This window comes from Citrobacter sp. (assembly GCF_050252275.1).
Classification (GTDB): Bacteria; Pseudomonadota; Gammaproteobacteria; order Enterobacterales; family Enterobacteriaceae; genus Citrobacter_A; species Citrobacter_A amalonaticus.
Map to the genome: position 1 here is coordinate 1 of NZ_JBFWLF010000131.1, position 11,921 is coordinate 11,921.

An 11,921-nucleotide genomic window follows, 5' to 3' on the forward strand; every position below is an offset into this window, starting at 1 on the left:
CCACTGCGCCCACGCTTCTTTTGAAATCTCGTTATAAATGCGTTTTCCCAGTTCGCCCGGGTACAGCTGGAAATCCTGTCCTTCTGCTTCACGCTGCAGGAAAGTGCAAAAAATCGTTCTGCTCATAACTTATCCTCTTCATCGTCCGGTGCGTTAAACGGGGGCACCGGTACGTAACTGCTGTAATAAACGCTCCACCGGAGCCGCCAGGCCAACAGATGGCGGTTGCGCTAAGTTATACCAGAGCGCGTTGCCTTCATCCATGCATGAACCGCATGAAGACACAGTAAGCCACATAGGCACAATATCCAGATGGAAATGGCTGAAGGTATGGCGAAACGCGTTAAGTTGGGTCAAATTATCAGCGTTCACATGCCGTTGCGCCAGCCATTCCCGTAATTCCTCTTCACTGGCAAACTGTGGGAAACAGAATAACCCACCCCACAATCCGCTTGGCGGGCGTTGAGCCAGTAAGACCTCGTCCTGATGTTGCAGCAGCAGAAAATAGCCTGTCCGCTCAGGCAGCGTCTGTTTCGGTTTCTTGCCGGGGTAAAGTGACCAGCTGTCATTTGCACAGGCGACACAACTGTTCTGCAACGGGCACAGCGAGCATTTCGGTTTTGAGCGCGTACACACCATTGCGCCTAAATCCATCATCGCCTGGTTAAAACGCTCCACACCTTTCACCGGTGTAACGTGCTCGCTCAGATCCCAGAGTTTTTTCTCAACCTCTTTTTTACCCGGCCAGCCGCTAACAGCATAGCAGCGCGCCAGCACGCGTTTAACGTTGCCGTCAAGAATCGGAAAAGGTTGACCCAACGAGAGTGACAGCACGGCGCCGGCGGTTGAACGCCCGACGCCGGGGAGCGCCGCCACGTCTTCAAAGGTTTCAGGGAATACGCCGTTATGCCGTGTGGCTACCTGTTGCGCCGCCTTGTGCAGATTGCGCGCCCGGGCGTAGTAACCGAGCCCCGTCCACAGGTGAAGCACTTCGTCCAGCGGCGCGTTGGCGAGATCGGTCACCGTCGGGAAATGGGCCATAAACCGTTCAAAGTAAGGAATGACCGTCGTCACCTGGGTCTGTTGCAGCATCACTTCTGAGAGCCATACTTTGTAAGGCGTCTTATCAATTTGCCAGGGCAGGGTTTTTCGCCCGTATTTATCGTACCAGTCCAGAACCTGGGCTGAAAATTGAGACGCTTGCATGGTCACCGAATTCATTATTGTTGGGGGCAAGATTGCAGCACAGAGGCAACAGGGTGTAAACCGGAACTTTCCGCAGCGTGAGCGCTTCCTTTACTTGCATCCGGCAACTAACTTTGGATAATGCCCGTTTTCAGACCTTAATCACAAGCAGACTTAACTTTTATGAAAAACGACGTCATCTCACCGGAATTTGATGAAAACGGCCGTCCACTGCGCCGGATTCGTAGTTTTGTTCGTCGCCAGGGGCGGCTGACCAAAGGGCAGGAGCACGCGCTGGAAAACTACTGGCCGGTGATGGGCGTTGAATTCAGCGAAGAGCCGGTGGATTTCGCGACGTTGTTTGGCCGTGAAGCGCCGGTTACGCTGGAGATTGGCTTCGGTATGGGCGCCTCACTGGTGGCAATGGCGAAAGCGCGCCCGGAGCAAAATTTCCTCGGTATTGAAGTTCACTCGCCTGGTGTGGGCGCCTGTCTGGCGTCGGCCCATGAAGAGGGCGTTGAGAACCTGCGTGTGATGTGCCATGACGCAGTCGAAGTGCTGCATAAAATGATTCCTGACAATTCTTTAACGATGGTTCAGCTCTTTTTCCCTGACCCGTGGCACAAAGCACGTCATAATAAACGCCGTATCGTTCAGGTACCGTTTGCCGAGCTGGTCAAAAGCAAACTGAAGCTGGGCGGCGTGTTCCACATGGCGACTGACTGGGAAGCCTATGCCGAGCACATGCTTGAAGTGATGTCCTCCATTGACGGATATAAAAACCTGTCAGAGAGTCACGATTACGTACCGCGCCCACCATCGCGCCCGGTAACCAAATTTGAACAACGTGGCCATCGTCTTGGTCATGGCGTATGGGACTTAATGTTCGAGAGGGTGAAATAATGGCAAAGAACCGTAGCCGTCGTCTGCGTAAAAAAATGCATATCGACGAATTCCAGGAATTAGGATTTTCGGTAGCATGGCGTTTCCCGGAAGGTACATCTGAAGAGCAGGTTGATAAAACCGTTGATGACTTTATCAATGACGTTATTGAACCGAACAAACTGGCTTTTGACGGCAGCGGTTATCTGGCCTGGGAAGGTCTGATCTGCATGCAGGAAATCGGCAAATGCACTGAAGAACATCAGGCGATTGTGCGTAAGTGGCTGGAAGAACACAAACTTGAAGAAGTGCGTACCAGCGAACTTTTCGACGTTTGGTGGGACTAACTACGCATACGGGGCCAGCATTTGCTGGCCCGATTTGTCTTGAGGGAAAGTTATGATGCGCAAAACGCTGCTGGCGGCAGCCCTTTCTGTAACGGCGATGACCGCTCATGCAGACTACCAGTGCAGCGTCACGCCGCGTGACGATGTGATTCTGAGCCCGCAAACGGTGCAGGTGAAGGGTGAAAACGGCAACCTGGTGATCACGCCGGACGGCAATGTGATGTACAACGGTAAGCAGTACACGCTGAGCGCCGCACAGCGCGAGCAGGCGAAAGATTACCAGGCCGAACTGCGCAGCGCGCTGCCGTGGATTGATGAAGGTGCCAGAAACCGTGTTGAAAAAGGGCGCGTGGCGCTGGATAAAATTATCGCCAAAGAAGTGGGCGAGAGCAGTAACATGCGGGGGCGTCTGACGAAACTGGATGCCCAGTTGAAAGAGCAGATGAACCGGATTATCGAGCATCGTACCGACGGTCTGACCTTCCACTATAAAGCTATCGATCAGGTGCGAGCCGACGGTCAGCAACTGGTGAATCAGGCGATGGGCGGCATTTTGCAGGACAGCATCAATGAGATGGGGGCGAAAGCCGTTCTGAAAGGCGGTGGGAATCCACTGCAGGGCGTGCTGGGCAGCCTCGGCGGATTACAATCCGCGATCCAGACCGAATGGAAGAATCAGGAAAAAGATTTCCAGCAGTTCGGTAAAGATGTCTGCAGCCGCGTGGTGACGCTGGAAGATAACCGCAAGGCGCTGGTCAGCACGCTTAAATAAAGTTTTCATATAAAACAATGGCACAGATCGCCTCTGTGCCATTTTCTTTTGCCTTTCCGCTTCGTTTTGATATCCACCTCTAAATTTAACAATCTGATAGATACATTTGTCTGGTTAATTGGATGAAATCACATTATTCAGCTCTGGCATTGGGATAATGCGGCAAATTCACGTAACTGGAGAAATAACATGGAGTTTTTCAGGAAAACGGCACTGGCAGCACTGGTAATGGGTTTCAGCGGTGCAGCACTCGCCTTACCGAACGTTACCATTTTAGCGACCGGCGGGACGATTGCCGGTGGCGGTGACTCCGCAACCAAATCTAACTATACGGCGGGCAAAGTTGGCGTAGAGAATCTGGTCAAAGCCGTTCCTCAACTTAAGGATATCGCTAACGTTAAGGGTGAGCAGGTTGTCAATATCGGTTCGCAGGATATGAACGACGACGTCTGGTTAACCCTGGCGAAAAAGATCAATAACGAGTGTGACAGCACCGACGGCTTCGTGATTACCCACGGTACTGACACCATGGAAGAGACCGCTTACTTCCTCGATCTGACCGTGAAGTGCAACAAGCCGGTAGTGCTGGTTGGCGCAATGCGTCCGTCTACCGGAATGAGCGCGGACGGTCCGTTCAACCTCTATAACGCGGTAGTGACAGCGGCGGATAAAGCCTCTGCCAACCGTGGCGTGCTGGTGGTGATGAATGACACTGTGCTTGACGGGCGCGACGTGACCAAAACCAACACCACCGATGTGGCAACCTTCAAATCCGTTAACTACGGACCGCTGGGCTACATTCATAACGGTAAAATCGACTACCAGCGTACGCCTGCGCGTAAGCACACCACCTCCACGCCGTTCGACGTTTCTAAGCTGAATGAACTGCCGAAGGTCGGTATCGTCTATAACTACGCGAATGCTTCAGATCTGCCGGCAAAAGCGCTGGTGGATGCCGGTTATGATGGGATTGTGAGCGCTGGTGTGGGTAACGGCAACCTGTACAAAACGGTCTTCGATACGCTGGCAACCGCAGCGCATAAAGGGACTGTTGTAGTGCGTTCTTCCCGCGTTCCGACCGGTTCAACCACGCAGGATGCTGAAATCGATGATGCGAAGTACGGTTTCGTTGCCTCTGGTTCTCTGAACCCACAGAAGGCACGCGTACTGCTGCAACTGGCGCTGACTCAGACTAAAGATCCGAAACAGATCCAGACGATGTTTAATCAGTATTAATCGCTGAAGGCGGCTGCGTCCTGGCCTGTTCCAGGCCGGATAAGGCGCAGCCGCCATCCGGCAAATTGCCTGATGGCGCTACGCTTATCAGGCCTACGTTCACTATATCGTTACCGTATTACTCCGCCAGAAACAGTTCCAGCAGCGAATTCAAAAACAGCTTGCCGTGCTGGGTGATCTGCCAGTGTGTCTCACTCTCGGTCAGAAACCCCTGGGCAATGGCCTCATCAAGCGGCTGACGAATCACCGTCTCCGACAACCCCGTATACTGCATAAATTCAGCGCGCGGTGCCGCTTCCAGCAGACGGAATCGGTTCATGAAAAATTCAAACGGTTTATCGACCTGCTCCACATCGCGCTGACTTTCCAGATAACGTCCCTGCATATAGCCACGCGGATGGCGCGTTTTGGTGGTGCGCAGAATGCGGCCATCGGGGAACGTGACTTTACCGTGTGCGCCGCAGCCGATGCCGAGATAATCGCCAAAGCGCCAGTAATTCAGGTTGTGCTGACACTGGTAGCCCGGTCTGGCATAGGCTGAGGTTTCATACTGCTGATAACCTGCGGCGGTTAACAACTGGTGGCCCTGTTCGAAGATGTCCCACAGTGCATCATCGTCCGGTAACACCGGCGGGCGGGAACCAAACAGCGTATTCGGTTCAATCGTCAGCTGATACCACGAGAGATGAGGCGGATTCAGCACAATTGCCTGGCGCAGGTCATCCAGCGCGTCGTCCAGTGACTGGTCCGGCAGGCCGTGCATTAAATCGAGATTAAAGCTGCGCAGGCCTAAACCGCTGGCGAGATTCGCCGCGCGGCAGGCCTCCTGCGGGCCGTGAATGCGTCCCAGACGCTTCAGTTTTGCTTCGCTAAAGCTCTGCACGCCGATAGAAATACGGTTCACCCCGGCATGCTGATAATCGACAAAGCGATCGGCTTCGACCGTACCCGGATTTGCTTCCATCGTAATTTCCGCATCCGCTGACAGATTCAGGCGCGCACGCACGCCATCGAGCAGCGTTTGCATCGCCGGGCCGGAAAGCAGGCTCGGCGTACCGCCACCGATGAAAATCGTCTTCACTTCGCGGCCCTGCGCATACGCGACGTCCGCGTCGAGATCGCTCAGCAGATGCTGGACGTAATCATCGTGCGGGACTTCACCTTTTAACGCATGCGAGTTGAAATCGCAGTACGGGCATTTCTGCACGCACCACGGGATGTGAATGTAAAGACTCAGCGGCGGCAATTTAACCATTACGTAAGGCGTCCAGCAGCAGCTTCAGCGCCTGTCCACGGTGGGAAATCGCGCTTTTCTCTTCACGCGTCAGTTCGGCAGCGGTTTTGCCTGCCGAAGGCACGAAGAAGATTGGGTCATAGCCAAAGCCGCCGTTGCCTGATGCCGTACGCGCAATCACGCCCGGCCAACTGCCGTGACACACCAGCGGTGTAGGATCGTCAGCATGACGCAGATAGACCAGCACGCAGTGGAAGCGTGCCTGACGCTGTTCGTCCGGCACATCCTTCAGGGTATGCAGCAACTTTTCCAGGTTCTGTTGATCGCTCGCGTCTTCACCGGCATAGCGCGCGGAGTAGATGCCCGGCGCGCCGCCCAGCGCGTCAACGGCCAGACCGGAGTCGTCGGCAATCGCCGGTAAACCGGTGATTTGTGCGGCATGTCGCGCTTTCAGGATCGCGTTTTCAATAAAGGTTAGCCCGGTCTCTTCGGCAGAATCGACGCCGAGATCCGTTTGCGCTACCACATCAAGCCCGAAATCGCTGAGCAGCGACGCGAGCTCACGCACTTTACCGGCATTGCCGGTTGCGAGGACTACTTTTTGCATAGGATACCTAATCAGTTAATGCCGCAACTTCTGGCGGGATCTGTTGCGGATGAATGATTTTAACCTGTTTATGGCGGCCAAGTTCGCCCTTTTCAATGACAACCTGGCTCTTTGCCACCCGGAACTGCTTACCGAGAAACTTCACCAGATGACTGTTCGCCTGGCCATCCACCGGCGGGGCGGTAATGGCGACTTTCAGTTCGTCGCCATGTAAACCGACAATGCTGTCGCGGCTGGCTTTCGGCTGAATATAGAGCCGTAAAACCAGTCCGTCATCGCAGCGGGTTACGGCACTCATAGCGCCATCCACAGCCCCGGCAGCAGCATATTACCGGTTGCCTGCAGAACCTCGCCAATCCCCATGTTGATCACATACAACAGCAGGACGAGAATCATTGGCGAGAAATCGATGCCGCCCATACCCGGGAGAATGCGACGAATCGGGCGCAGCAGCGGATCGGCCAGTTGAATCAGCACATACTCAATCGGGCTACGGCCCTGGCTTACCCAGCTCATGATAGCCATCACCAGCAGCACCCAGAAGATCAACAGGCCGATGGTTTTGAGCACGATCAGCACAGCGGCGATCCAGACGATCGGCAGGAACGTCACCACTTTAAACAGCACTATCGCTTTGATAAAGCTGAGGATAAACGCAACCAGCAGCGATGCGCTGTCGACTGGTCCCATCGGGGGAATAATACGGCGCAGCGGCCCAATAATCGGTTGCGTCACTTTCACCACAAACTGGGAGAAAGGGTTATAAAAGTCACAGCGAGCCCATTGCATCCACACGCGCAATAACAGCACCATGGTGTACAGCTCAATTACCGTTGAGAGCAAGAAGGTCAACGTATTCATGGCGTTCCTCAGATTTCCTTAATTTTTTGTGTAATCACGTGCACCAAAAATGGCGGTGCCGATACGTACCATCGTGCTACCCGCCGCAATGGCGGCTTCCATATCATCCGACATACCCAGCGACAGGGTATCGACGTCAGGATAGCGCGTTTTCAGCCCGGCAAATGCTACAGCCATTTGGCGGGCAACTTCAAACTGCCTTACATAATCTGACTCAGGGGCAGGGATCGCCATCAGACCGCGCAGACGAAGATTCGGTAATTCGACGACCTCAGCGGCAAGCGCGTCCAGTTCCTCCAGTGGAATGCCGGACTTGCTGTTTTCATCGCTAATGTTGATTTGAATCAGCACGTTCAGCGGTCCCAGTTCTGCCGGACGCTGTTCGTTCAGCCGGGTAGCAATGCGCAGGCGGTCGAGGGTATGGCACCAGTCAAAGTGCTCGGCCACCAGACGGCTTTTGTTGGATTGTAACGGGCCGATAAAGTGCCATTGCAGGCCGGCAATGCCTTTCTCGCGAAAGTGGCGAATTTTCTCCACCCCTTCCTGCACGTAATTTTCACCAAAGGCCAACTGACCAGCGGCGATGGCTTCTTCGATGGCGCTCGCAGGTTTGGTTTTACTCACTGCAAGTAACGTAACTTCTTCTGAAGCGCGCCCGCAACGCGATGCGGCGGCTGAGATTTTGTCCCGGACCTGTGCCAGGTTATGCGCGATATCGTTCATTTTCCGAGGATCTGTCTATGAATATGGAAGAAATTGTGGCCCTTAGTGTAAAGCATAACGTCTCGGATCTACACCTAAGCAATGCGTGGCCTGCACGCTGGCGAAGACGGGGACGCATGGAGCGTGCACCCTTTACCGCAACCGACATTACCGGACAGCTGGCGGACTGGCTGGATGAGGGGCAACAGGCGGCGTTACGACAAAATGGGCAACTGGATTTCGCGGTTTCGCTCGCGGATAACCAGCGCCTGCGGGCCAGCGCCTTTCACCAGCGGCAGGGGACGTCGCTGGCGCTACGGCTGCTGCCGACGCAGTGCCCGACGCTGGAAACGCTGGGGACGCCTTCTGTGCTGCCCGAACTGCTCCGCAGCGAGAATGGTTTGATTCTGGTGACTGGGGCGACAGGCAGCGGAAAATCAACTACCCTGGCGGCGATGGTCACGTGGCTGAATCAGCATATCGATGGACATATTCTGACGCTGGAAGATCCCATCGAGTATATCTACACCAGCCAGCGCTGCCTGATTCAGCAGCGTGAAGTAGGACTGCACTGCGCCTCATTTGCCATCGGATTACGCGCGGCGCTGCGTGAAGATCCGGATGTGATTCTGCTGGGAGAGCTACGCGACAGCGAGACCATTCGTCTGGCGCTAACGGCGGCGGAAACGGGGCATATGGTGCTGGCGACGCTGCATACGCGCGGTGCCGCGCAGGCGATCGAGCGACTGATTGATTCTTTTCCGGCGCAGGAAAAAGACCCGGTGCGCAGCCAACTGGCAGGCAGTCTACGCGCCGTACTGTCGCAGAAACTGGAGCCCGACAAGCAGGAGGGGCGCGTTGCGCTGTATGAACTGCTGATCAACACGCCGGCAGCGGGGAATTTGATTCGGGAAGGGAAGTCCCATCAGTTACCGCATGTCATTCAGACCGGGCAGCAGATGGGGATGATGACCTTTGCCCAGAGCCTGCAACAGCGACAGGCACAAGGACGGCTTTAAGCAACGTATGGGATCAGTAGCCCTGCTCGAAATAACTTTCGAGAATGATGACGGCGGAGGCGGAATCGATCTTACCTTTATTCAGCGCGCGATAGCCGCCCTGCTCAAACAGGCCGGAGCGTGCCTCGACGGTGCTGAGTCGCTCATCGTGTAAGGTGACCGTAACGCCGAAACGCCCGTGAATGCGGTTGGCGAACTTGCGCGCGCGCGCGGTGAGCGGTTGCTCGGTGCCGTCCATATTCAGCGGCAGGCCAACGATGATCTCATCCGGTTGCCACTCTTTGAGCAGGCGTTCGATCAGGTTCCAGTCCGGCGTACCGTCCTGCGCTTTAATCGCGGGCAGGGCGCGCGCTGTACCGGTTACTCGCTGACCAATCGCCACGCCGATACTTTTGGTACCAAAATCAAAGGCCAGTAATGTTTCACTCATCAGGCATGCCCCGCCACGCCGGGCATCGTCAGGATGTCGATACCGATCAGTCGGGCGGCTTCACGCCAGCGATCGGCAATCGGTGTTTTAAACAGGATATTGAGATCGGCAGGGGCAGTCAGCCAGGCGTTGTCCAGCAGCTCTTGTTCAAGCTGGCCTTTCTCCCAGGAGGAGTAACCGAGCGCAACCAGCACGTCGGCAGGTTGCTCATTCGTGCCTAAGGTTTCAAGCACGTCGCGAGACGTGGTGATGACGGTGTTATCCGAGATGCGGATACTGGAGGCAAAACGCGACGGCGGCGTGTGCAGGATAAACCCGCGATCTTCCGCTAACGGGCCGCCAAGCATCACTGCTTTATCCAGACGGATCTCCGGATCGCGCGGTTCTGGCGCGATTTTTAGTTTTTCCAGAATCCCTTCAATCTGGAGATTTTCCAGAGGTTTATTCACAATAATCCCCATTGCGCCATCTTCGTTATGTTCGCAAATGTACACCACTGAACGGCGGAAAATCGGATCCTGGAGAGCAGGCATGGCAATAAGAAAGTGATGCTGTAAATTCATTGTCAGAGGTTCTGTTTCCTGGTTCAAAAAAGCAACAGGGGTCAGTATGTGGGTAAAGCGCACGGATGTCACTACTGTAGGCCGGATAAGACGCCTGTGTCGCTCTCCGGCATCGGTGTCTTACAGCCTGATGGCGCTACGCTTATCAGGCCTACAGCACTGGTTCATGGCTGGTTATTTTTGCAAACGTGCTTCGATGGCGTCCATCAGCATCCCGGTGATGGAGATCGGGAATTCGGCTTCAATCTCGCGGATACAGGTCGGGCTGGTGACGTTAATCTCGGTCAGACGATCGCCAATGATATCCAGACCGACAAAAATCAGTCCTTTGGCTTTCAGCGTCGGCCCGATACGGCGCGCAATTTCCCAGTCGCTCTCGGTTAACGGACGTGGTTCGCCGCGACCACCAGCGGCCAGGTTGCCACGGGTCTCGCCACCCTGCGGAATGCGCGCCAGGCAGTACGGAACCGGTTCGCCATCGACGACCAGCACGCGTTTGTCGCCATCTTTAATGGCTGGCAAATAGTTCTGCGCCATGCAGTAGCGGGTACCATGCTCGGTCAGGGTTTCCGCAATCACGCCGAGGTTCGGGTCGCCTTCTTTAACACGGAAGATCGACGCGCCGCCCATGCCGTCAAGCGGCTTGAGAATAATATCGCTGTGCTTCTGCCAGAACGCCTTCAATTGCGCTTTGTTGCGAGTGACCAGCGTTTCCGGCGTCAGGTCAGAGAACCAGGCGGTGAACAGCTTTTCGTTACAGTCACGCAGGCTCTGCGGCTTGTTGACGATCAGCGTCCCTTTTTCTTCCGCGCGTTCCAGAATATAGGTGGCGTAGATGAACTCGGTATCAAACGGCGGATCTTTACGCATCAGAATGACGTCGAGGGCGTCCAGCGGCAGATCCTGCTCGTCGGTAAACTCATACCATTTATCATAGTTTTGCTCGACGCTCAGGGTACGCGTGCGGGCGCGGGCTTCACCGTTAATCAGATAAAGATCGGCCATCTCCATATAATGAAGTTCGTAACCACGACGTTGCGCTTCCAGCAGCATAGCGAAGCTGGAGTCTTTCTTGATATTGATGCTTGCGATGGGGTCCATCACGATGCCGAGCTTGATCATTATTCTTCTCCGTTAGCCCAGATCGCCAAATCGCACCTGAAGCGCGGTAATGGCGGTGAGCGCAGTTGTCTCAGTACGCAGAACGCGAGGTCCTAACAGAATATCAGTAAACTGATAGCGTGCGGTCATGGCGATTTCCTCTGCTGACAGCCCGCCTTCCGGGCCAATCAACAAACGAACACGCTCAACCGGCAACGGCAATGTATTAATACTGTCGCTGGCGCGCGGATGGAGGTTCAGCTTTAATCCCTCGTCCTGTTCTGCACACCAGGCTTCCAGATCCATCGCCGGGCGAATTTCCGGCACCCGGTTGCGACCACACTGTTCGCAGGCGGCAATGGCGATTTTCTGCCACTGCTGGAGCTTCTTGTTCAGACGTTCATTGTCCAGTTTAACGCCGCAGCGTTCAGAAAAAAGTGGCGTAATGAGGCTTACACCCAGTTCGATCGATTTCTGAATGGTGAACTCCATCTTCTCGCCGCGCGACATGACCTGGCCAAGATGGATGTGCAGCGGCGATTCACGATCGTCAATCTCGCTCTGCAGCACCTTTACGTCGACGCTTTTCTTGCTGGCGCGGGTGATTTCAGCGGCGAAAACCTGATTGCTGCCATCAAACAGCTGCAATTCCTGACCTGGTCCCATCCGCAGAACGCGTCCGATATGGTTGGCGGCATCTTCGCACAGGGAAATCTGACTGCCGGCGGTAAGGGGCTCTGGGTGATAAATGCGGGGAATGCGCATAGTAAAAAATCCGCGTCATCTCCCCACGCAGGCTCGCCGCGCGGGGTAAGGGGTTAATCAAATATCCCGCTAGTGTAGGTTAGCTCTTTTGCGCCTGGCAAGCGCGTTGCACGTAAGGGTTATGGTTTCCCTGAATCTTCGCGATCCGTTCGCCGCGCTCACACTCCCAGTCGGTGACCGGATACAGCCTGTTCCAGGCATTGAAAAGCTGGGTTTG

Annotated in this window: 17 protein-coding genes; 5 read left to right on the forward strand and 12 right to left on the reverse strand. The window is 55.0% G+C overall.

Annotation, left to right across the window (positions count from 1 at the left end; translation table 11 throughout):
* Positions 1–126 (reverse strand): Fe(2+)-trafficking protein (locus AB7E14_RS12605; protein WP_428169569.1); only part of this gene is annotated, 126 nt, incomplete at its 3' end.
* Positions 127–153: 27 nt separating this feature from the next.
* Positions 154–1,206, reverse strand: coding sequence for an A/G-specific adenine glycosylase (mutY, locus tag AB7E14_RS12610; RefSeq protein WP_130097881.1), 1,053 nt, complete (start codon positions 1,204–1,206; stop codon positions 154–156).
* Between the two features lie 162 nt (positions 1,207–1,368).
* Between mutY and trmB the strand changes: the two genes are divergently transcribed.
* The 4 genes from trmB (at position 1,369) to ansB (ending at position 4,422) form a co-directional block, all read left to right on the forward strand.
* Complete coding sequence (trmB, locus tag AB7E14_RS12615; protein ID WP_058587589.1) at positions 1,369–2,088, forward strand: tRNA (guanosine(46)-N7)-methyltransferase TrmB; 720 nt, start codon at positions 1,369–1,371, stop codon at positions 2,086–2,088.
* The gene (locus tag AB7E14_RS12620) at positions 2,088–2,414 is read left to right on the forward strand and encodes a YggL family protein (RefSeq protein WP_042998068.1); all 327 of its coding nucleotides are present in this window, start codon (positions 2,088–2,090) and stop codon (positions 2,412–2,414) included. The genes trmB and AB7E14_RS12620 overlap by 1 nt, the downstream gene beginning before the upstream one ends.
* Before the next feature lie 52 nt (positions 2,415–2,466).
* Entirely contained in the window at positions 2,467–3,186 is a 720-nt protein-coding gene (locus AB7E14_RS12625; RefSeq protein WP_042998067.1) for a DUF2884 domain-containing protein, read from the forward strand.
* Positions 3,187–3,375: 189 nt separating this feature from the next.
* A complete protein-coding gene (gene ansB, locus AB7E14_RS12630; RefSeq protein WP_042998066.1) occupies positions 3,376–4,422 on the forward strand; it encodes an L-asparaginase 2 in 1,047 nt (348 codons plus the stop codon).
* Between the two features lie 118 nt (positions 4,423–4,540).
* Here ansB and hemW read toward each other — a convergent pair whose 3' ends face one another.
* Genes hemW through AB7E14_RS12655 form a run of 5 tightly spaced genes read right to left on the reverse strand, consistent with a single transcriptional unit; the run spans position 4,541 to position 7,847 of the window.
* Entirely contained in the window at positions 4,541–5,677 is a 1,137-nt protein-coding gene (gene hemW / locus AB7E14_RS12635) for a radical SAM family heme chaperone HemW (RefSeq protein ID WP_058587590.1), read from the reverse strand.
* Positions 5,670–6,263: an XTP/dITP diphosphatase gene (locus AB7E14_RS12640; protein WP_044328338.1), complete on the reverse strand. Its 594-nt coding sequence runs from the start codon at positions 6,261–6,263 to the stop codon at positions 5,670–5,672. Before AB7E14_RS12640 ends, hemW begins: the two co-directional genes overlap by 8 nt.
* 7 nt (positions 6,264–6,270) lie before the next feature.
* Positions 6,271–6,561: a DUF167 family protein YggU gene (gene yggU, locus AB7E14_RS12645; protein WP_044255664.1), complete on the reverse strand. Its 291-nt coding sequence runs from the start codon at positions 6,559–6,561 to the stop codon at positions 6,271–6,273.
* The gene (locus AB7E14_RS12650; protein WP_042998061.1) at positions 6,558–7,124 is read right to left on the reverse strand and encodes a YggT family protein; all 567 of its coding nucleotides are present in this window, start codon (positions 7,122–7,124) and stop codon (positions 6,558–6,560) included. The genes yggU and AB7E14_RS12650 overlap by 4 nt, the downstream gene beginning before the upstream one ends.
* A gap of 18 nt (positions 7,125–7,142) precedes the next feature.
* Positions 7,143–7,847: a YggS family pyridoxal phosphate-dependent enzyme gene (locus tag AB7E14_RS12655; RefSeq protein ID WP_044263978.1), complete on the reverse strand. Its 705-nt coding sequence runs from the start codon at positions 7,845–7,847 to the stop codon at positions 7,143–7,145.
* A gap of 17 nt (positions 7,848–7,864) precedes the next feature.
* Here AB7E14_RS12655 and AB7E14_RS12660 point away from each other — a divergent pair, with 17 nt between their 5' ends.
* Positions 7,865–8,845, forward strand: a complete 981-nt coding sequence (locus tag AB7E14_RS12660; protein WP_316962855.1) for a type IV pilus twitching motility protein PilT — start codon at positions 7,865–7,867, stop codon at positions 8,843–8,845.
* A 13-nt stretch (positions 8,846–8,858) separates the two neighbouring features.
* On the opposite strand, the gene ruvX is transcribed toward AB7E14_RS12660, so the two are convergent.
* The 5 genes from ruvX to AB7E14_RS12685 form a co-directional block, all read right to left on the reverse strand.
* Entirely contained in the window at positions 8,859–9,275 is a 417-nt protein-coding gene (gene ruvX, locus AB7E14_RS12665) for a Holliday junction resolvase RuvX (RefSeq protein WP_042998058.1), read from the reverse strand.
* Entirely contained in the window at positions 9,275–9,838 is a 564-nt protein-coding gene (locus AB7E14_RS12670) for a YqgE/AlgH family protein (protein WP_216081842.1), read from the reverse strand. Before AB7E14_RS12670 ends, ruvX begins: the two co-directional genes overlap by 1 nt.
* A gap of 174 nt (positions 9,839–10,012) precedes the next feature.
* Positions 10,013–10,960 carry a glutathione synthase gene (gshB, locus tag AB7E14_RS12675; protein ID WP_042998056.1) on the reverse strand — a complete coding sequence of 316 codons (948 nt, stop codon included), beginning with the start codon at positions 10,958–10,960 and terminating at the stop codon, positions 10,013–10,015.
* A gap of 12 nt (positions 10,961–10,972) precedes the next feature.
* The gene (gene rsmE / locus AB7E14_RS12680) at positions 10,973–11,704 is read right to left on the reverse strand and encodes a 16S rRNA (uracil(1498)-N(3))-methyltransferase (RefSeq protein ID WP_044328336.1); all 732 of its coding nucleotides are present in this window, start codon (positions 11,702–11,704) and stop codon (positions 10,973–10,975) included.
* A 79-nt stretch (positions 11,705–11,783) separates the two neighbouring features.
* Positions 11,784–11,921: endonuclease (locus AB7E14_RS12685; protein WP_428169570.1), on the reverse strand; the 138-nt coding region annotated here is incomplete at its 5' end.